The 18,685-nt window shown below is 47.2% G+C and carries 21 protein-coding genes; 12 read left to right on the forward strand and 9 right to left on the reverse strand.

From position 1 onward, the window contains the following. Window position 1: 1 nt before the first annotated feature. Entirely contained in the window at window positions 2-415 is a 414-nt protein-coding gene (locus tag KNO85_RS11185; RefSeq protein ID WP_026824646.1) for a methylglyoxal synthase, read from the reverse strand. 222 nt (window positions 416-637) lie between these two features. Here KNO85_RS11185 and KNO85_RS11190 point away from each other — a divergent pair, with 222 nt between their 5' ends. Next, complete coding sequence (locus KNO85_RS11190; protein ID WP_214790116.1) at window positions 638-2,389, forward strand: mechanosensitive ion channel; 1,752 nt, start codon at window positions 638-640, stop codon at window positions 2,387-2,389. Window positions 2,390-2,492: 103 nt separating this feature from the next. After that, entirely contained in the window at window positions 2,493-3,971 is a 1,479-nt protein-coding gene (locus KNO85_RS11195) for an HD domain-containing phosphohydrolase (RefSeq protein ID WP_214790118.1), read from the forward strand. 31 nt (window positions 3,972-4,002) lie between these two features. Here KNO85_RS11195 and KNO85_RS11200 read toward each other — a convergent pair whose 3' ends face one another. Together KNO85_RS11200 and KNO85_RS11205 are read right to left on the reverse strand one after the other, a co-directional pair. Beyond that, the gene (locus KNO85_RS11200; protein ID WP_214790120.1) at window positions 4,003-4,305 is read right to left on the reverse strand and encodes an AzlD domain-containing protein; all 303 of its coding nucleotides are present in this window, start codon (window positions 4,303-4,305) and stop codon (window positions 4,003-4,005) included. Beyond that, complete coding sequence (locus tag KNO85_RS11205) at window positions 4,302-5,033, reverse strand: AzlC family ABC transporter permease (protein WP_214790122.1); 732 nt, start codon at window positions 5,031-5,033, stop codon at window positions 4,302-4,304. The genes KNO85_RS11200 and KNO85_RS11205 overlap by 4 nt, the downstream gene beginning before the upstream one ends. A gap of 114 nt (window positions 5,034-5,147) precedes the next feature. Between KNO85_RS11205 and KNO85_RS11210 the strand changes: the two genes are divergently transcribed. Further along, window positions 5,148-5,849, forward strand: coding sequence for a CBS domain-containing protein (locus tag KNO85_RS11210; RefSeq protein WP_214790131.1), 702 nt, complete (start codon window positions 5,148-5,150; stop codon window positions 5,847-5,849). On the opposite strand, the gene KNO85_RS11215 is transcribed toward KNO85_RS11210, so the two are convergent. Together KNO85_RS11215 and KNO85_RS11220 are read right to left on the reverse strand one after the other, a co-directional pair. Then, complete coding sequence (locus tag KNO85_RS11215) at window positions 5,829-6,167, reverse strand: antibiotic biosynthesis monooxygenase (protein WP_214790133.1); 339 nt, start codon at window positions 6,165-6,167, stop codon at window positions 5,829-5,831. The genes KNO85_RS11210 and KNO85_RS11215 overlap by 21 nt on opposite strands. Window positions 6,168-6,243: 76 nt before the next feature. Continuing rightward, on the reverse strand, window positions 6,244-7,083 hold the full coding sequence (locus KNO85_RS11220) for a M15 family metallopeptidase (RefSeq protein ID WP_214790135.1): 840 nt from the start codon (window positions 7,081-7,083) through the stop codon (window positions 6,244-6,246). A gap of 173 nt (window positions 7,084-7,256) precedes the next feature. On the opposite strand from KNO85_RS11220, the gene KNO85_RS11225 reads away from it, so the two are divergent. Both KNO85_RS11225 and KNO85_RS11230 read left to right on the forward strand, forming a co-directional pair. Beyond that, a complete protein-coding gene (locus KNO85_RS11225) occupies window positions 7,257-7,475 on the forward strand; it encodes a hypothetical protein (RefSeq protein WP_214790137.1) in 219 nt (72 codons plus the stop codon). A gap of 55 nt (window positions 7,476-7,530) precedes the next feature. Beyond that, complete coding sequence (locus KNO85_RS11230; RefSeq protein ID WP_214790139.1) at window positions 7,531-7,998, forward strand: hypothetical protein; 468 nt, start codon at window positions 7,531-7,533, stop codon at window positions 7,996-7,998. Window positions 7,999-8,015: 17 nt separating this feature from the next. On the opposite strand, the gene KNO85_RS11235 is transcribed toward KNO85_RS11230, so the two are convergent. After that, a complete protein-coding gene (locus KNO85_RS11235; protein WP_214790141.1) occupies window positions 8,016-9,119 on the reverse strand; it encodes a glycerol dehydrogenase in 1,104 nt (367 codons plus the stop codon). A 373-nt stretch (window positions 9,120-9,492) separates the two neighbouring features. On the opposite strand from KNO85_RS11235, the gene KNO85_RS11240 reads away from it, so the two are divergent. The 5 genes from KNO85_RS11240 (at window position 9,493) to KNO85_RS11260 (ending at window position 13,280) form a co-directional block, all read left to right on the forward strand. Beyond that, a complete protein-coding gene (locus tag KNO85_RS11240) occupies window positions 9,493-10,152 on the forward strand; it encodes a type 1 glutamine amidotransferase domain-containing protein (RefSeq protein WP_214790142.1) in 660 nt (219 codons plus the stop codon). 110 nt (window positions 10,153-10,262) lie between these two features. Further along, window positions 10,263-10,688, forward strand: a complete 426-nt coding sequence (locus KNO85_RS11245; RefSeq protein ID WP_214790144.1) for a DMT family transporter — start codon at window positions 10,263-10,265, stop codon at window positions 10,686-10,688. 14 nt (window positions 10,689-10,702) lie between these two features. Then, the gene (locus tag KNO85_RS11250; RefSeq protein WP_214790146.1) at window positions 10,703-11,377 is read left to right on the forward strand and encodes a Crp/Fnr family transcriptional regulator; all 675 of its coding nucleotides are present in this window, start codon (window positions 10,703-10,705) and stop codon (window positions 11,375-11,377) included. A gap of 11 nt (window positions 11,378-11,388) precedes the next feature. Continuing rightward, entirely contained in the window at window positions 11,389-11,862 is a 474-nt protein-coding gene (locus KNO85_RS11255) for a DMT family transporter (protein WP_214790148.1), read from the forward strand. Window positions 11,863-11,960: 98 nt separating this feature from the next. Further along, complete coding sequence (locus tag KNO85_RS11260; RefSeq protein WP_214790150.1) at window positions 11,961-13,280, forward strand: hemolysin family protein; 1,320 nt, start codon at window positions 11,961-11,963, stop codon at window positions 13,278-13,280. A 9-nt stretch (window positions 13,281-13,289) separates the two neighbouring features. On the opposite strand, the gene KNO85_RS11265 is transcribed toward KNO85_RS11260, so the two are convergent. Then, window positions 13,290-14,474 (reverse strand): amidohydrolase, encoded by a 1,185-nt coding sequence (locus tag KNO85_RS11265; protein WP_214790152.1) that lies wholly within the window; start codon window positions 14,472-14,474, stop codon window positions 13,290-13,292. Between the two features lie 128 nt (window positions 14,475-14,602). Here KNO85_RS11265 and KNO85_RS11270 point away from each other — a divergent pair, with 128 nt between their 5' ends. Together KNO85_RS11270 and htpX are read left to right on the forward strand one after the other, a co-directional pair. Then, a complete protein-coding gene (locus KNO85_RS11270; protein WP_015880351.1) occupies window positions 14,603-15,151 on the forward strand; it encodes a LemA family protein in 549 nt (182 codons plus the stop codon). A gap of 18 nt (window positions 15,152-15,169) precedes the next feature. Continuing rightward, window positions 15,170-16,057, forward strand: coding sequence for a zinc metalloprotease HtpX (gene htpX, locus KNO85_RS11275; protein WP_214790154.1), 888 nt, complete (start codon window positions 15,170-15,172; stop codon window positions 16,055-16,057). A 285-nt stretch (window positions 16,058-16,342) separates the two neighbouring features. On the opposite strand, the gene nagE is transcribed toward htpX, so the two are convergent. Both nagE and KNO85_RS11285 read right to left on the reverse strand, forming a co-directional pair. Beyond that, the gene (nagE, locus tag KNO85_RS11280) at window positions 16,343-17,833 is read right to left on the reverse strand and encodes an N-acetylglucosamine-specific PTS transporter subunit IIBC (protein WP_214790156.1); all 1,491 of its coding nucleotides are present in this window, start codon (window positions 17,831-17,833) and stop codon (window positions 16,343-16,345) included. 2 nt (window positions 17,834-17,835) lie between these two features. Continuing rightward, the gene (locus KNO85_RS11285) at window positions 17,836-18,678 is read right to left on the reverse strand and encodes a PRD domain-containing protein (RefSeq protein WP_251125162.1); all 843 of its coding nucleotides are present in this window, start codon (window positions 18,676-18,678) and stop codon (window positions 17,836-17,838) included. Between the last annotated feature and the right edge of the window lie 7 nt (window positions 18,679-18,685).

An 18,685-nucleotide genomic window follows, 5' to 3' on the forward strand; every position in this document is an offset into this window, starting at 1 on the left:
GTCACGCAGGTGGTTCGTCATTATGAGAAAGTTTGAGCGACTCAAAATCACCTTGTTCGATGCTTCGAATCAAAATCTCACTTCCGCCCATGTTTGTTGAAAGGGGGATGGAATAAACGTCACACAGACGCATCAATGCGCTCACATCTGGTTCGTGAGGTTGGGCAGTCAATGGATCTCGGAAGAAGATGATCATATCCATCTCTCCACGTGCGACGGCAGCTCCAATTTCTTGGTCCCCTCCAAGCGGTCCTGAGCGGAAACAATGCACCGGTAACCCGGTCGCTTCCGCAATCCGTTTACCTGTCGTACCCGTTGCGAACAATTGATGTTTTTCTAGAATATGTGCATACGTTTTAATGAGGACAATCAAATCGTCTTTCTTTTTGTCGTGAGCCACTAAAGCGATGTTCATTCGAATTCCTCCTAAAATGACTTCTCATGTTATTCGTATCATATCTCGAGTGATTTGACACGAGTTCTCTCTTAACTAACGTACCCAATTCCGATAAATCGTAATAGTCATGTAAACGAGTTGTTATGTGCATGATGTTTGATGATTTTGAAATATAGGTATTTAAAGAAGGAGCACTGTTAAGGAAAAGCAATCATTTCATAAAAAAAGGAGGAAGATTCGATGAACAATACGACGTATAACTTCAATTCGTTCATGTCATGGCTACCAGAGCTTTTGCTGGCAATTGTTATTCTCGTAGTCGGTTATATCTTGGCGAAAGTATTGGAAAACGTGACACGAAAAGCATTGAAGAAGGCACGACTCGATGAGCGAGCCGGTATCAAAAAAGAGGGGGAAAAAGGAGATAAGTGGACACCTGAACGCATTATTGCGAAAGTGGTGTTCTTTGGAGTCTTACTTCTCGCATTCCTGATCATCTTTGAATTTATGAACGTTCCTGCAATCACAGAGCCGTTCAGTCAGATTTATGAAGGATTCTCTGGATTAATTATCGGTGTCATTAAAGCCGGTTTGATTTTACTCGTTGCATGGGTCGTCGCCACCCTTCTGAAAAAAGGGATTCAAATGGCGGGACATCGCTTGAATTTGAGCAAGTTGATGGAAAAGACAGGACAAGAATCGACAAGTGTCAACCAAACGAAATGGGTCGATACGGTCGCGAATATCGTCTTCTATCTCGTCCTCTTACTCGCATTACCGGCTGTACTTGATGCACTTGGACTTCGTGGGGTCAGCGGACCATTCGAGGACTTGTTAAACAGTTTCCTCGGATTTATTCCAAAGCTTGTCGCAGCAGCCCTCATCTTCGCAATCGGTTACGTCGTCGCGAAGATTGTCCGCGATATTTTGACGAAGTTTCTCGAGGCAGCAGGATTAGATCGATTGGCAGAACGTTTCCATCTTTCTGACTATGTAAAAGGATCGAGTCTTGCGAAAGCGATCGGTACAATCGTGTTCATCTTCATCATGATTCCGGTCACAATCTCAGCACTTGAAGCGCTTGATATTCGAGGTATCTCGGAACCAGCGATTGCGATGCTCAACGATGTCCTTGTCATGATTCCGGACATCCTTGTTGCAATCGTTCTCGTCCTCGTCGGTGTGTTTGTCGCAAGATGGTTGAAAGGTGTTGTCGTATCGCTCCTTGAAAACCTTGGCATCAATTCACTGGCTCAAAAAATGGGCTTCGGGGAACGCGCATCCTCTATGTCAATCGCCCAAGTGGTCGGTGTCATTGTCCAAGTAATCGTGATTTTACTCTTCGTATCTGAGGCACTTCAGGTCGCGAATCTCGAGTTCATGGCATCTCTCGCAACGGCAATCTTCGCTTACTTGCCAATGGTGATTGCAGCACTCATCATTTTGGCGGTCGGCTTCTGGTTGGCTAATATGGCAGAGCGTTTGGTCGGAAGTGTCCTTGTCGATGGAGCAGGACAACCGAGCGCACTTCGTTACGTAGCGAAATACGCGATTCTCGGTCTCGTCTTCTTCATGGCAATCAGTCAACTTGGCATCGCGCCAATGATTGTCAATACGGCATTCCTTCTCATTCTCGGAGCCGTGGCTCTCGCCTTCGGACTTGCCTTCGGTCTTGGTGGTCGCGAGACGGCGGCACGCTATTTGAAAAAAGCGGAGCAACGTATTGATGAGACAGAAGTGTCAAAAGAAGGGCTCGAGCAAGAAAAAGAACAGATGAGTCGTGAAGCGGAAGCTGCGAAGCATCAAGCAAAACAAGGTGTTGAGCAGTCGAAGCACGAAGCGGAACAATCCAAGCAAGAGATGAAGCGAGACGTTCATGATTCAACGGGAGATCACGTTGACGGACCGGAACCAAATCCGTTCCACGAAAATATCACCCCGGATCAAGACAATCGTTCACTTGATGACAATGATGGTCCGTTGCGTCCTTAATTGAATCTTTCACGGATCTCCCATGCGGAGATCCGTTTTTTGTGTTCAACTTATAAAGGAATCTGGTCGATAGGTAAAGAAAAGAGAGACAGAGGTGAGGGGAATGTTTGAACGATTTCAACGAACACTCGTAATCAACTATATCATTGGATCAGGATTAGCCGTTTTTGGAGTGGGTGGAGTCTTTATTTTTCAGACGCTTGATTTGTCCGTTCGTGAGGTGTTGTTGCTATTGACCATCATGCTAGGCTCAGGGATTATCATGATCACATCCGAACTTTTCTTATACCGCCGTCACATTCGACCGATTCGACAGTTTTTTGCGACCGACACACCGACAATTGATGAATTGACGTCGGCGTTCGAGCAAGCGAGTCGATTCCCGATTTTAACGGTACAGCGGATTCTAGGTCCGCATTTATTTGGATTATCCATCCCGTCAATCGCTTTGACGACCCTTTGTATTTATTATGATTGGATTGATTTACCGTATCGTTTGATTGGGCTAGCCGCCATCGGTGCTGTCATGATTGCCGTGTTACATGCATTGATTGAATATTTTTTAACGGTACGGTCAGTGGAACCGCTTCTTGTGCATATGAAGGATAAGCACTATGAGCTCTTTCATCAACCTATCCATGCAACATATCAATCGTTTAGTGTCCGAACGAAATTATTGATCAGCATGCTCATTACAGGTGTCTTTCCGATTATGCTGTTTATGTTGGCTTCGAGCGTTCAACTTTCGACCTCGACACGCACCGATACGTATTGGAACTGGGCGTTCGTGATTCTCGTCATCATTGTCGGGATTGCGGTGTTATGTAGTTTCTTACTTTATGACAACATCAAACGGCCGATTGGACTTTTGACATCGGGAATCGAACAGATGGAGTCAGGACGACTCCAAAAAATCGAAAATCCCTATTTAGACGAGTTCGCCCAATTGATCGGTGGCTTCAACCAAATGGTTGAGACGGTGAACGCTCGAGAACAAGAGAATGCGCAACTGCTAGATAGCCTCTTCATTTTGTTTGCCGCAACACTCGATGCACGTGACCCATATACAGCAGGTCATTCGGAACGTGTAGCGATGTACTCGGTGGAACTTGCCCGTGCCCTTGATTTGCCAAAAGAACAAATCGATTTACTCAATAAGTCAGCACTGCTTCATGACATCGGGAAAATCGGAATTCGCGACGATGTCCTGTTAAAAGAGGGGAAGTTGACAGACGAAGAGTTTTCAAAGATTCAGGAACATCCGACAATCGGCATTCATATTTTGAGTCAAATCCATTTGCCGGCATCCCTTCAACCCATTTTAGCCGGAGTTCGATCCCATCATGAACGAATCGATGGAAAGGGTTATCCGGATCGCCTAAGTGAAGTCGATATTCCTCTATTCGGGAGAATCATGGCCATTGCCGATGCTTATGATGCCATGACATCAGACCGACCTTATCGATCGGGAATGCCGGTTGAGAAGGCACTCTCTATTTTAGAGAGCGGTCGTGGGACACAATGGGACGCCGAATTCGTAGACGTCTTTGTACGACTTCGGCGACAAGCCATCTCCGCATGAAAAAGGAGCCGCACCTCGTGTGCGACTCCTTTTACAATAAGGTTTGGAAGGCGTAAACACCGAACACGGCTCCTATGACGACAACGACGAGATTAACGCGAAGTAGCGCGAGCGTCGTAGCAACCACCCCTCCGAATAAGGCGGACGTCGTCGTCGTTGTGGAGGATAAGACCCCCGGAAAGATCAAACTGGCCAATACCGCATAAGGGATGAAAGAGAGAAATCGTTTCATATATGCCGGTAACGCCAAGTCCTTTAACCACAGTAGCGGAATGACGCGAGGGAGGTACGTGACAAGAGCCAACCCTAGGACGAGCAGAAACAAAGATATCATGTTACCTGTTCCTCCTTAAATACAAAAGCACCGATTCCGGCTGCAACAACGGTCGCGATGATGATTCGGATGCCGTCTGAGATTGGAAAGAACGGTGTGATGCCCCAATGAAGCATCGCTTGAATCATGATGGCGAAACTTGCGACAAAAAAGACGGGACGAGTCGTCAATGAAGGGACGAGTAACCCGATAAACATCGCATATAGCGCAATGCCCATGCTCGCCTGTAACGTGCCGGGAAGACCGAAGGCTAGGAAGACGCCAATCCATGTACCGATATTCCAAGCGAGAAAGGCAATTGTATTTAACCCGAGGACGAACAGACCAGAACGTGCCTCTTTTCTGGTGGACGCAATGCTGAACGTTTCATCCGTCACCCCGAAGGCGATGGTTGCTAATAGTTTTCGAGACGTCGTTTCGATTCGTTGTGACAACGAGGCGGACATTAAAAAGTGTCGCGAGTTTAGAATGAACGTGGTCAGAATGATTTCCCAATACATCGAACCGGTCATCAGCAATTGCACGGTAATGAACTGACTCGCTCCCGCAAAGATGAAAAACGACATAGATAACGTGATGGCGTTTGGAAGATCAAACGATTTTGCTAAAAGCCCAAAGGCGATGGCGATCGGGATGTATCCAATTGCAACGGGAATACCTGCCCGAAGGCCGGCACGAAATGTCGATTGTTGTGAAGATGGGGATGTGGATTGAATCGAAGTCGCCATGACAGCCCTCCTTAAGAATCAAGATGATTTCTATGTCATTCGGGATGAATGAACGGTTTCCTGCTCAAACGATGAAAAAGAGGGTATACATGTATCGTTAAGGAGGGTGGTCACATGAGTCGTGCTGAAGAATTTTTGGCCTCTTATCATCGAATCGAGGACTACTTGAGTCGAGAGATGGGAGATGGACAACATTTCAGCTTTAGCAACATGGTGAATCGGTTAGCGAAACAAAACCCGATCATCGACCGTTATAAAGAAGATTTACATCAAATGAGTCAACTGCGAAATGCCATCGTCCATGAGCGACGAGAACCTGATTTTATTATCGCGGAACCACACGAATCGCTCGTTGAATTGATTTTAGAGGTGGAACGGGAGCTACTTCATCCCCGTCTCGTCATCCCATTGTTTGCGAAATCCGTGGTGACGTTTCAGTCAGAAGACTTTTTGACGGAGGTGCTACGCGAGATTCGCGATAAAAATTACTCGCAGTTTCCGGTATATCACGACAATGGCTCGTGGCGTGGTCTACTGACGAAAAAAGGAGTGACGAGTTGGCTGGCCGAGACAATCGACGGAACCAACTTATCACTCAAAGGAGTCCGCGTGAAGCATGTGCTTCACCATGATCCACATATGCATCGTTATCGATTCATTCGAAAAGATGCTACGGTCATAGAGGCACAACATTGCTTCACACAAATGAAAGAGGGCGCACGATACGACGCCCTCCTGATTACGAATACCGGTAGCCCGGATGAAACGTTACTTGGAATCATTCGCCCTCAAGATTTACTGAACGCGCTCCGTTGAGGTGAGGTGTTCAATGGCAACCTCATATTGGGTGACGGTGTTGCCGAGGACGATTGGTTTCACTTCGGACGTCCCGTCATCCCGTTTTTTATGGGCGTGTTTGTAGGCGTTGCTGTCACGCCAGTTCTCAAAGCTTTCCGCATCACGCCATGTTGTCATGATGACCACATGATCCATTGCCGCATCAGACGTATCTGTCAACACTTGCATACGGACAAAGCCATCCATCGCTTCGATTCCTTTTGTCGTTTCGAAGCGTGCTTTGACCGCATCGACCTTTCCTTTTTCAACATCTAGTTTGTTCATCACGATCCACATCACGCATTTCCCCCTATACGAATAAGATGACTCCATTATAACGTGAACGGAGAAATGCCTGAAAAAGGATGCTCACTCAACGTTTGATCCACCATTCTTCAAACGCCCAATTCTTTTGCTTCATCATCGTTGCTTCATTGACCCCGACATAACGCAAATGCCATGGTTCATAATTGTAGCCTGTGATCTTTTCTTTTCCTTTCGGATAACGGACGATGAAGCCGTAAAGATGTGCGTTTTGGATCATCCACTTTCCTTCAGGCGATTGGTCAAAGGATTCATATAACCCTAGTTTCATTCGTTGACTCGTCATATCTACGGCTAACCCGGTTTGATGCTCACTATGACCGGGACGGGCGACATATTTTGAAGCGTATGAAACTCCGCGTGTATTGACCCAGTAAGTGTATAGCGATTTTTGGGTCGAATAGGAGCGATACGCGCTGAGTGCGTACAACGTATGACCTTGCTTCCGACCTGCGTAATACAATTTCGCCAATGCGTAAGCGGCTTCCGCTGTCATCAGTGTACGTTCACTTCCTTTTTGATAGACAGTTGGGACGGTTAAGGTCACAAGTTGTGGGGAACGATAAGTGGACGGGAGTCCATACGTTTTATTGACAAGTCGTAACCGATCGGCCGTAGGCATTTTAGGGATACCGGCTTTCAAGTTAGCGGTCGGAGTGAAGTACTTTGCACTTCCGATATAAACGTTTGACCAACTCCGGTTATAGGTCGTGTAGCGGACCGGGACGTTCGTTCGTAGCGTCTTAAGAATTGGAGAAGATTGCATGGCACGACCGTACAAATACGTCGTTTTAATCGTATAACCTGGTTGTGGGGACGAGGATGCCGCTGTCACCGGCGACATCTGAAACAAGAGCAGACAAATGATCAAGATACGCAGGGATTTCATGGCAAACGCCTCCTCTTGGGTTAGGTGATGTTCCTTTTCCCGTTTTCTTGATGGACTGAGCATCTTTTATCCATCCTTAGGTCGGATGAGGATACAGCTTGGGTCCGATGAAGCGAGACACTAAATCCGGTACAATAAACATAACGAATGAGATCGTAGAAAGGAGTGAGCGAATGGAAGTCTTATTTGGATTACCACTGTTGTTGCTCGTCCTGTTCTTTGCCTTTTTATACTTTAATATCAAAGGGCTATCGAATATGTGGAAGGACTACAATCGAACGAAATCGATGATTCCGCTTGGGTTCTTCATCGTCGGGATTGTTGGGATTTTTACAGGGGTATGGACGTGGCTCGTCATTTTGATTTACTACGTCGTCCGACCGAAAGACTAAACACTGTATGCAGACGCATACGGTGTTTTTGCTATACTAAGGACGAGGTGTTGAGATGGAGAAGTTAATAAAAGCATGGTTTATCGTGACGTTGATCGCGTTTGGGATCTTCAAGCTTGGTGAAGTGATGACAACCCCTTATTCGGAAACGCCGAGTGAAGGGAATGTATACTGGATTGTGCTCTTAATCGGGTGGCCGTTTCTATTATTATTCATTTGGATTACGATCCGGATGACACGTCGGGTCACAGCATCCGTGCGACCGATGGGGAGAATCGTATTAGGTTTGGGTAGTCTCATCATGGCCGGGATTGCTTGGGTGACCAATCAATCGCAAGCGACGTCTCTTCGGGAAGGAATTCGTTTATCTACGAACGAGTCTTTCGCAGAAGGATGGAACCAATTCACGAATATTATTTATATGAACCAACTGACTTTCTTTTTCCTAACAGTCGGTTGTATGGGGATTGGAGTTGTCCTTTCGTTTCTCCCGACTAAAAAACAGCGAGAAGAAGCCGTGTGAGCTTCTTCTCGCTGTTTTCATAAACGCTCTTGATAAAGACGGGCATATCGGTCGGCCGCGATGATCGCGTCTGCCACTTCTTCAGGCGAGACATCAAAACCGCTATGAATGGTTTCACCTTCTGCCGTGGCAGCTTTTCCGACTTTCAAGATATCTTCTCGGGATGCATCTTTCAATTTAATATCTTCGAGTGTGACCGGTAAATCGAGTGCCATATAAAAGGCAACGTACTGCTCGAATTCTTCTTGAGGACGTCCTTCGAGTGCGAGTTGTACGAGTGTTCCGAATGCAACTTTTTCGCCGTGCGTCAAATGGTGGATGTCCCCCTCTAACGCGGTGAATCCATTGTGAATGGCGTGGGCAGCAGCCAAGCCACCACTTTCAAAGCCTAGACCGCTCAATAGGGTGTTGGCTTCAACGATGGCTTCGAGCGCAGGTGTGACGACTTTTGCTTTGACGGATTCATACGCCTGAATGCCGTACGTGAACAGCACCTCTTCACACCGTTCGGCAATCGCTTCCGCCGCAAGCGTCGGGACACCACCGGCCATCGTTTTCCCTCCAAATGAAAGAACGCTTCGCACTTCAACCCACGTCGCTAAAGCATCGGCAATTCCTGATGCAAGGAAGCGTGGCGGTGCCTGTGCAATCAACTCGGTGTCCACTAAAACGAGGTCTGGATTCTTTTTATAAAAACGATAGCTTTCGAAATTGCCTTCATCTGTATAAATGACTGAAAGTGCGCTCGTCGGTGCGTCTGTCGAGGCAATCGTCGGTACGATGACGATGCGCGCATCCAATTCATCTGCGACCGCCTTTGCCGTATCGAGCGTCTTACCGCCACCGAGACCGATCACAAATGCTGTACCGCTCTCTTTGGCGTCTGTGGCGATTCGAGTAATCTCATGTTTCGATGCCTCTCCGACAAAATCTGCTTTCGTCGACTCAAGATTGCTCGTCTCTAGCGACGTTGTCACACGCGAACCGATTAAATCCCACACGACGTCATCGGCGATGAGTAAAGCTTTTGAACCGAAGTGGGCGACGAATTCTCCGATACGATCAATCGTCTGTTTCCCTTGCACATACTTAGCCGGACTGATGAAAATACGTTCTGACATAGTGAAATTCATCCTTTCCTATTGGGTTTGTTGTAAGTGCTTACAACGCCATCATACTACAGTTTGTGAAGGAATGTCCGTGAAGATTACATGAAGATCTTCAACTGACCGAGCACAAGCAACAAGATGATGATGGCAACAACAGCGAGAAACCCCCAGTCATTCATTCGTTTCGTCATACGAGATATCCCCTTCATTGTTCAGAGTGACGATTCATCCTCAGTATAGAAGGATATACAAAAGAGGTAGGCTGAATAAATCACCAGGTCAAAAAAAGAAACACCTCATGATGTCGAGACAGTTCATCAGGTTTAACGGATGATGAATCGGGAACAATAGTGTCGTATGTTGATTATTGAAGGAGGAATTGAGTATGTCGAAACATGTACTGATTGTCACAACGTCAGCGAATGAATTATCAAATGGCCATGCAACTGGACTTTGGCTTGAAGAGTTTGCCGTTCCTTACTTGTTGTTTGAAAAAGAAGGGTACAAAGTGACGGTCGCAAGTATCGAAGGTGGAGACGTGCCAATCGATGCGAATAGTTTAGAGGATGGCTTGTCGGAAGATATTTTAAATACACGCGAGTTGCTCAAAGACACAGCGCGTCTCAATCAAGTCGCAGACGAGTCATACGACGCAATCTACTTGCCTGGTGGTCACGGGACAGTCGTCGATTTCCCAGAAAATGAAACGCTACAGCGCGTGATTCGCAACGTATACGAAAGTGGAAACATTGTTGGAGCGGTTTGCCATGGACCGATTGGATTGGTCAATGTGAAGCTTAGTAACAATGAACCACTCGTCAAAGATAAACAGGTGACAGGATTCACCGACGCAGAAGAAAAAGAAATGCAACTTGATTCAGCTGTACCGTTCTTATTGGAGACGGGACTTCGCAATCAAGGCGGACAGTTCAAAGGAGCCGACAACTGGGCGGTGAATGTGGCAGTGGACGATCGACTCGTCACAGGTCAAAACCCTCAGTCTTCTGAAGCGGTCGGGAAAGAACTCGTCAAATTGCTCGGATAAACATGATGAAGCAACTTCGATCATTCGAAGTTGCTTTTTATTTTTGGACATATGTCCTATTCAAACTGTCATTCTTTTTGTACAGTCAGACAAAGAGAGAGGGGAATGACATGGGAGTTATATTTGCCATACTATCTGGCACGTTTATCGCGTTACAAGGAATTTTTAATGCCAAACTAGGAGATGCAGTAGGGGCATGGATGTCTGTCACAATCGTCCATTTCGTCGGACTTCTGTTAGCGCTCGTCATTTACTTTTTCAAACGAGATGCTGACATGACGGCCTTCAAACGTGTCCCTTGGTATTATAGTTTAGGTGGACTGTTTGGTGTATTCGTCGTGTTCGGTGAACTGACAGCGATTCAACAACTTGGTGTGACGTGGGCAATCTGTGTCCTGCTTGTGGCACAATTGGTAGGAGCCTTTATCATCGATTTGAACGGCTGGTTTGGTGTCAAACGGAAGCCGATGAATACGGGACAGGTCATGGGACTCGTCTTGATGGTCGTCGGTATCGGAATTTATACATTCGCGTAAGGAGTTCAATTCCAATGATGAATATTATGGATGCACTGACACGTTTGCAGTGGGATCATCTTTTTTCTAACGAAACGCTCGAAGCTTCTTCTTTAGTCACTTATGAATCCGGGACAATGCTTTGTTCGAACAATCAACATATTGAATGCTTGTTTGTCGTTCTCGAAGGACGTGTCAAAATTTATACGCTGAGTGAAGAAGGGAAGTTGCGCTTGCTTCGTTTAAAAGCTGCACCTACCCTGATTGGTGACATCGAATATGCGAGTGGTCGTAACGTGTTGCATACCGTCGAGGCGGTTGGCCCGGTAATATGTTTACGTATTCCGTTCGAGGTACTTCGTCGTCATAATCGTACGGTCGAATTTACGGAACATCTATTGCGCGGGGTGTCCGAAAAGCTGTTCATCGAGGCGAACGCCTCATCCAATCATCTCATGTCGACACTTGAAGAACGGTTGGCTGGTTATTTGATCTCGCTTAGCGAGTCGGGTAATGAGCTGTTTCAAGCTGAGATGAGTCAACTGAAGCGTAAAGAAGTCGCCGAATGGCTTGGGACGAGTTATCGTCATTTGAATCGAACGTTGCAGGCGTTCGTCGATGAAGGATTGGTCACACGAACGAGAAAAGAAGTTGTCATTTTAAATAGTGAACGATTGAAGGAACGTGCGAATGGCATGTTTTATGAGTGAGGAGCGATTACATGGTTTTTGGAATCATCTGTTCAGCAGTGGCCGGGGCATTTATTAGTGTCCAGGCAGCGGTCAATGCAAAAATGAATACAAATTTAGGAGCTTGGGCGACAACGGTACTGGTCTTTATCGTCGGTCTGGTCGGATCCATCATCCCGTTGTTACTATTCGGAGGCAATCTTTCCGGATTACGTGACGTGTCTCCAATTTATTGGCTCGGTGGATTGCTTGGTGTTGGTGTTGTGTATTGTGTCATGCGTAGCATCCAATTGCTTGGTCCAACGTTGTCCGTGTCACTCATTCTCGTGTCGCAACTCATTTGGGCGTTACTCGTCGATTTGTACGGCGCCTTCGGAATGCCTCAAATCACCTTGTCGTCTGGACAAGTGGTCGGGCTTACGGTCCTGCTCGTCGGGGTGATTCTCTTTAAGCAGTCCCAAACCGCGGCCATCGCCAAACAAGCTGTCAACGAAGCCACTTCTTGAGGAGTGGCTATTTTTCTGACAAAACGGGTACAGGTTGGTAACGATTTTTTGATAAAATGAAGCGGTATGGTTTAAAAATTAGCTGAGGTGATAAAAAAGTGGATTCTTCCATAGTGATTGATTTGTTGATTGTTTTGTTTTTGATTGTGTTGAACGGGATTTTTGCGATGACAGAAATTGCGCTCATCTCATCGAAACCTGCAAAACTTGAGGTTGAAGCAAATCGAGGGAAACGAAGTGCGAAGATTGCGCTTCACTATTCGAAAGACCCGACAGATTTGTTGTCGACCGTTCAAGTCGGAATCACATTGATTGGGATTATTAACGGGGCCTACGGGGGTGCGCGCTTCTCGGCTCCGCTCGCATCGGCGTTTGAACAAGCCGGGATGAGTACGCAGTATGCCGGGACGGTTGCTTATGTGGCCGTCGTTACAATCATTACGTATTTGTCGCTCATCATTGGAGAATTGGTACCGAAACGGATTGCGCTCGTCTCGCCTGAGAAAGTCACGATGGCGATTATTCCTTCGCTTGATCTATTCAGCAAGGTGATGAAGCCGTTCATTTGGATTTTATCGAAATCGACGCTCTTCTTGTTTAAATTATTAGGGTTGAAGGCGGAACAGACGAGTGGGGAGACCGAACTCGAAATCAAACAACTCTTATTTGAAGGAGCTCAGCAAGGTCAGTTCGCCCATGAAGAAGTACGACAGGTCGAACGGGTCTTTGCTTTTCATGATCAATTGATTTATGAACTCATGCAACCGCGGACGACGCTCGAATGGGTCGATTTAGAAGATGACATGGATGATATCAAGAAGTCGATCTATGAAAGTAAACATAACAAGTTACCGGTCGGTCGCGACTCGCTCGACGATTTTGTCGGCTATATCGACGTACGTGACATTTTGACGTTACCGACATTGCGTGAACCGTCACAGATTTTAAAACGCATCAAGCAACCGCTTATCGTTCCGAAACAGCGAGAGGCGAGCCAAGTGCTTCAAATGATGCAGAAAAATGGTGTCGAGATTGCATTCGTTTTAGATGAATATGGCGGATTCCTTGGCATGGTCACCTTGTTCGATATTTTGGAAGAAATCGTCGGAGAGGTCATGATTGAAGAGGATACACCGGAAGTGGTGCGTCGTGAAGATGGGTCGTATTTAGCGGACGGGTTACTCGGAATCGAAGATTTGAAGCGAACGTTTGAGATTCGGGATGACCGATTCGATGAAGGACGCAACTCCTATCACACGCTCGCGGGACTCGTCATTTATGCCCTCGGTGATTTTCCGAAGCGGGGCGATGTGGTCGAAGCGTATGGTCTTCGTTTTGAAGTCGTGGATATGGACGGTAAGCGTGTCGACCAAGTGCTTGTCTCAGAACTACAAGAACCAATCACAGAAGAGGACTGATGCGATGCATCAGCCCTCTTTTTCGTGTGCCGTCCATGTTCGTTGTAAAGCGCCTAACAAGATGTGAGCCGTGTGTAACATCGCCCGTTCATCTACATCGAAACGAGGATGGTGATGAGGGAAGATTGCCGCAAGCTCGGGGTTACCGGCTCCCGTGAAGAAGAAGCTACCGGGCACTTGTTCTACATAGTAGGCGAAGTCTTCGCCGACCATGAGCGGTGCCATCTCGATAACACCATCTGAACCGACGACGTCGATTGCGCTTTGCCGGACGTGTTCCGTTTCCGTCACATGATTGACGACAGCAGGATACCCTTTTATATAGTCGAGCTCGTACTCGGCATCGCTCGCAGCACAGACGGAACGGATGATGCGTTCCATATCCGTGATCATCTTTTCTTGCGTCTCATGGGTGAACGTACGCACGGTTCCAGATAACTTCGCTTCTTCGGCTATCACGTTGAACGCTTGACCGGAATGGAGAGTCCCGATGGTGAGAACGGCTGGTTCGAGCGGGTCAACGCGTCGACTGACCACTTGTTGGAGATGATTGGCCACGTTCACGGCGACCATGAGCGCATCGACCGTATGTTGCGGAATCGCGCCATGTCCACCTTTTCCTGTAATGGTCAATTCAAATCGATCGGCTGCAGCCATGACGGGACCTGTTTTCACGCCAATGGTACCGAAGGGGAGGGGCGTCCAAATGTGTGCGCCGTATACATAATCTACGTTGTCGAGACACCCGTCTTCAATCATCGGTTTGGCACCCCCTGGAGCCAACTCTTCAGCGAACTGATGAATCAACACGACGTCTCCCGGAAGGTCCATCTTGGTCAACACTTTCGCTAGGACGAGAAGTGTAGCCGTATGGGCATCGTGTCCGCAAGCATGCATGACCCCATTTACTTTTGAACGATAGGGGACATCTTTCACATCTTGGATCGGAAGCGCATCAAAATCGGCACGTAACGCGATGGTCGGGCCGTCACCGCCTTTGATTCGACCGACGACACCATTACCGCCAACGTGTTCACGCACCTCGATTCCAAGCGCACGGAGATAAGAGGCAATCATCTTTGGCGTTTCGACTTCTTGAAAGGACAGCTCTGGATATTGGTGAAAATGGCGCCTTAGTGACACCATCTCTTCGAACAACTCTGTCAAACGTACTTCGGCATGCGTGACGATCATTGCGAACACTCCTTTGTGATTACCGTGTCAAGAAATGAATCCATTTACAAATTGTTATGAAAGTTAAGCTTATCTTATACGAGTAAAGGGAATTAATACAGGAGAAAATGAAGAAATGAGGTGACAACATGGGGTGGATTATTGCGATTGTAGCGGTTGTCGTGCTCGTACTCATCTATTTTTCGATGTACAACGGGCTCGTCAAATATCGGAACTGGGTCGATGAGGCATGGGCTCAAATCGATGTTCAGTTGAAGCGGCGGTATGATTTGATTCCGAACTTGGTCGAGACGGTGAAAGGGTATGCGAAACACGAGCAAGAGACGCTCGCGAAGGTCGTTGAACTGAGAAATCAGCTTGGTGAGAAGTCGAATCGTCAAGATCAGATGGCGGTGAACGACCAACTGAGCGGGGCGTTGAAAAATCTGTTCGCGCTTCGTGAAGCGTATCCAGACTTGAAGGCGAACGAGAACTTCAAAATGTTGCAGGAAGAATTGACGCAGACTGAAAACAAGGTCGCGTACTCGCGTCAGCTCTATAACAATACGGTCATGAAGTACAATACAAAAATCGAATCGGTACCGACGAATATCATCGCGTCCGTCCATCATTTCGAAAAACGCGACATGCTTGAAGCACGTGCTGAAGAGCGCGAAAACGTTCGCGTGTCGTTTTGATGAATCGAGGTGGCAGCTATGCTCCTCTATGAACAGATTCGAAAGAATAAAGTAAAGACCGTTTTCATCGTCACGGGGTTCGTCTTATTCGTTCTTCTCGTGGGGGCGGCCATCTCCTACGTCAACTACGGGGACGCAATCCCGGGGTTGATTTTCACACCCATCTTCTCGTTGTTTTATGTCGGCATCGTCATCATGTCGAGCACGAACATCGTCATGAAGATGAATCGGGCGCAAGAGGTGACCTCGGTCGAAGAGCATCGCTTTTTATGGCATACGGTCGAAAACATGGCAATGGTCGCGAGGATACCGATGCCTCGTGTCTTTATCATCAACGATTCGTCACCGAACGCATTTGCGACGGGACTGAAGCCGGAAAAGGCGGCCGTCGCCGTCACGACGGGACTACTAGAACGATTGTCTCGCGAAGAAGTAGAAGGTGTGATTGCGCATGAGGTCGCACATATTAAGAATTATGATGTGCGGCTCTCGACGGTCACGCTCGCACTTGTATCGGTCATTGCCATCATGAGCGACATCGGGTCACGTATGTTATTTTTCCGAAGCATCAGTGGAGGGAGACGCGATCAAAACCAGAATCCAATCTTTCTCATCATCGGACTCGTCTTATTGGTATTGGCCCCGCTCATCGCGATGCTCATTAATATGGCGATTTCACGAAATCGTGAGTTCTTGGCAGATGCGAGTGGAGCGGAACTGACCCGTAACCCGGATGCCCTCGCCTCAGCGCTTGAGAAGATTGCAAACGTCGAGACACCGGTCGAGCAAGCGTCGAGTGCCTCGGCCCCACTTTACTTCTCCGACCCACTCAAGAAGAAAGTAAGTGGTCTCTTCTCGACGCACCCTGATCCAGTCGAGCGGATTTCCCGACTTCGTCAAATGTAAGAAGAGCCTGCCCGGTTGCGGCAGGCTCTTTATGTTACACTGAACTGGGAAAATAAGGAGGTGGATGAGTTGGATAAAAAGATATACATAGGTTTAGGAGTCGCTTTACTAGTCGTATTATTTTTATTTGGGCTAGGACCATATATTGTGCATACAGTACTTAAGGTCTTCATGTGGCTCACGCAATACATCTTACCGTGGATCTTTCTCTACTATTTCATTCAATTTTATAAACAATATGCACAAAAACAAGAAAAGCCACCTGAATGAGGTGGCTTTCGACGTTTATCCGGCGCGGTGGCTACGGATTTTTTCAATCTCATCGAGGACGAACTGAACGTTTGTGCCGACGATGACTTGGATATGATTCGGGCTGACGACTTTAACGCCAGGGATACCAGCTTTTTTGATTTGATCTTGGTTAACGGTATCCATGTCTTTGACATCAACGCGTAGGCGTGTGATACAAGACTCGATTCCTGTGACGTTGCTGTCACCGCCGAGACCATCATAGATCATGTTCGCCATCGCTGAGAATTCGTTGCCAGAGGCAGATGCGACCGGCGCCACTTTCGTTTCGCCGTCTGTCGTTTCACTTGCGACTGCATCAACGACTTCATCTGATTCGCGGCCTGGCGTCATTAAGTTAAACTTCACAATCATGAAGCGGAAGATGGCATAGTAGATGACTGCAAATACGAGACCTTGCACAATGAGCATGTACGGCTGATTGGCAAGAGGTAATCTTGAACTGAGGAAGAAGTCAACGAGACCAGCACTGAATGTAAAGCCGGCTGTCCATTGGAACGTTGCCGCGATAAAGAGCGAGATTCCTGTAAGGACTGCGTGTACAAGGTAAAGAACAGGTGCGAGGAACATGAATGAGAACTCGAGTGGTTCAGTTACACCTGTAAAGAACGAAGCGAACGCTGCTGCGAATAGTAGTGATGCAGCTTGTTTCTTCCGTTTTGTCTTCGCTGTATGGTACATCGCAAGTGCTGCGGCTGGGAGACCGAACATCATGATTGGGAAGAATCCGGCTTGATACATTCCTGTCACACCTTTTTCACCTTCACCCGACCAGAACTTTCCGATATCGTTAATGTCGGCGACATCGAACCAGAATACCGAGTTGAGGGCATGGTGAAGACCAGTTGGAATCAAGAGACGGTTAAAGAATCCATAAAGCCCGGCACCGAATGCGCCAAGTTTTGAAATCGATTCCCCGAATCCAACAAGACCTGTAAAGACGACCGGCCAGATGAAGTAAAGCGCGACTGATACGAGAATCATCGAGAAGGCTGTCATGATTGGAACGAGACGCTTCCCACTAAAGAATGCGAGGGCGTCCGGTAGTTTGACGTGACTGAAGCGGTTGTACATACTAGCGGCAATTAATCCTGATAAAATACCGATAAATGCATTTTCAATTCTCGAGAACGCCGGGTTGACGGCTTCGACGTCAATTCCTTGGAACAAGGCGACCGTTCCGGCTGCCAAAAGTGTCGTGACGGTCAAATAAGCCACGAGTCCACTGAGTGCAGCTGAACCGTCTCGGTTTTTTGACATTCCAAGACCTACCCCGACTGCGAAAAGAATTGGGATGTTATCGATAATCGCGGCCCCTGCTTTAATTAAGAATGCAGCGGCAATGTTTCCTGACCCCCAACCAGATGGATCAATCCAGTAACCAATCCCCATGAGAATGGCGGCAGCCGGAAGTACGGCGACCGGTAACATAAGGGAACGTCCGAGACGTTGCAAATAATTCATCATTGTTAATGTCCTCCTTTTTGGTGGTGTTGATCTTGTAGACGTTGAATGTGGAGCGTAATATAGCCAAGTTCTGACTCGGGCAAGACGATGCCATATGTCTCTTCCATTTCTTTTGCGACATCAGATGCGCACGCATAGGCAGACGTGAATTTCGTCTGAATCATGCGGAGCATGTCTTCATCAATCGTGTGATGATCGTAATGGTTGACCCGATCCATGACGAACCGTAAATGGGTTAATAATCGTTGGTAGGATAAGTCATCTTCTTCAATGGATACATCAAGTCGTCGTGAAATCGATTGAATCATGTCGCGGACAATCGTTGTCTGTTTGACCGTCTTGCGTAAATCACCTCCTTTCACTTTCATCGTATGGATATGAAGCGCGATGAACGCAGCTTCGTCTTTCGGCATTTTCACGTTGAGCTTTTCAGCGATATGTTCAATCGCCCATAGCCCAATCTCGTATTCATTCCGATAGAGGATTTTAATCTCGTTCAACAGTTTGTTGCGCAATAAGATGCCATCCATTTCTCGTTCGATGGCGAACGAGATGTGGTCGGTCAAGACGATGTGGATGTGTTCGTTGAATGAAGTCTCGAGACGTTTTTCCGCATAGGAGATGATATCCTCGGAAACGGTGAAGTGTTCAACGGGAATCCGGCTCAGTAACTGTTGGAACTTGTCATTTTCCGGCATGATGAACAACTTTTCGATTTTATGGGGATTCACGATGTCGTTCTTCGTCTTTTTAAAGGCGACGCCAGGACCAATCGCAATCTTTTCTTCTCCATCGTCCGAGACGATGACCGCATTGTTATTTAGAATCTTTTTGATCTTAATCATGTGTCCT

Source organism: Exiguobacterium sp. s124, assembly GCF_018617485.1.
GTDB lineage: Bacteria > Bacillota > Bacilli > Exiguobacteriales > Exiguobacteriaceae > Exiguobacterium > Exiguobacterium aestuarii.

Bases quoted from the DNA above. Each gene is read 5' to 3' on its own strand.
- KNO85_RS11185 (WP_026824646.1), bottom strand. From the start codon at position 415: ATGAACATCGCTTTAGTGGCTCACGACAAAAAGAAAGACGATTTGATT.
- KNO85_RS11190 (WP_214790116.1), top strand. From the start codon at position 638: ATGAACAATACGACGTATAACTTCAATTCGTTCATGTCATGGCTACCA.
- KNO85_RS11195 (WP_214790118.1), top strand. From the start codon at position 2,493: ATGTTTGAACGATTTCAACGAACACTCGTAATCAACTATATCATTGGA.
- KNO85_RS11200 (WP_214790120.1), bottom strand. From the start codon at position 4,305: ATGATATCTTTGTTTCTGCTCGTCCTAGGGTTGGCTCTTGTCACGTAC.
- KNO85_RS11205 (WP_214790122.1), bottom strand. From the start codon at position 5,033: ATGGCGACTTCGATTCAATCCACATCCCCATCTTCACAACAATCGACA.
- KNO85_RS11210 (WP_214790131.1), top strand. From the start codon at position 5,148: ATGAGTCGTGCTGAAGAATTTTTGGCCTCTTATCATCGAATCGAGGAC.
- KNO85_RS11215 (WP_214790133.1), bottom strand. From the start codon at position 6,167: ATGTGGATCGTGATGAACAAACTAGATGTTGAAAAAGGAAAGGTCGAT.
- KNO85_RS11220 (WP_214790135.1), bottom strand. From the start codon at position 7,083: ATGAAATCCCTGCGTATCTTGATCATTTGTCTGCTCTTGTTTCAGATG.
- KNO85_RS11225 (WP_214790137.1), top strand. From the start codon at position 7,257: ATGGAAGTCTTATTTGGATTACCACTGTTGTTGCTCGTCCTGTTCTTT.
- KNO85_RS11230 (WP_214790139.1), top strand. From the start codon at position 7,531: ATGGAGAAGTTAATAAAAGCATGGTTTATCGTGACGTTGATCGCGTTT.
- KNO85_RS11235 (WP_214790141.1), bottom strand. From the start codon at position 9,119: ATGTCAGAACGTATTTTCATCAGTCCGGCTAAGTATGTGCAAGGGAAA.
- KNO85_RS11240 (WP_214790142.1), top strand. From the start codon at position 9,493: ATGTCGAAACATGTACTGATTGTCACAACGTCAGCGAATGAATTATCA.
- KNO85_RS11245 (WP_214790144.1), top strand. From the start codon at position 10,263: ATGGGAGTTATATTTGCCATACTATCTGGCACGTTTATCGCGTTACAA.
- KNO85_RS11250 (WP_214790146.1), top strand. From the start codon at position 10,703: ATGATGAATATTATGGATGCACTGACACGTTTGCAGTGGGATCATCTT.
- KNO85_RS11255 (WP_214790148.1), top strand. From the start codon at position 11,389: ATGGTTTTTGGAATCATCTGTTCAGCAGTGGCCGGGGCATTTATTAGT.
- KNO85_RS11265 (WP_214790152.1), bottom strand. From the start codon at position 14,474: ATGATCGTCACGCATGCCGAAGTACGTTTGACAGAGTTGTTCGAAGAG.
- KNO85_RS11270 (WP_015880351.1), top strand. From the start codon at position 14,603: ATGGGGTGGATTATTGCGATTGTAGCGGTTGTCGTGCTCGTACTCATC.
- htpX (WP_214790154.1), top strand. From the start codon at position 15,170: ATGCTCCTCTATGAACAGATTCGAAAGAATAAAGTAAAGACCGTTTTC.
- nagE (WP_214790156.1), bottom strand. From the start codon at position 17,833: ATGATGAATTATTTGCAACGTCTCGGACGTTCCCTTATGTTACCGGTC.
- KNO85_RS11285 (WP_251125162.1), bottom strand. From the start codon at position 18,678: ATGATTAAGATCAAAAAGATTCTAAATAACAATGCGGTCATCGTCTCG.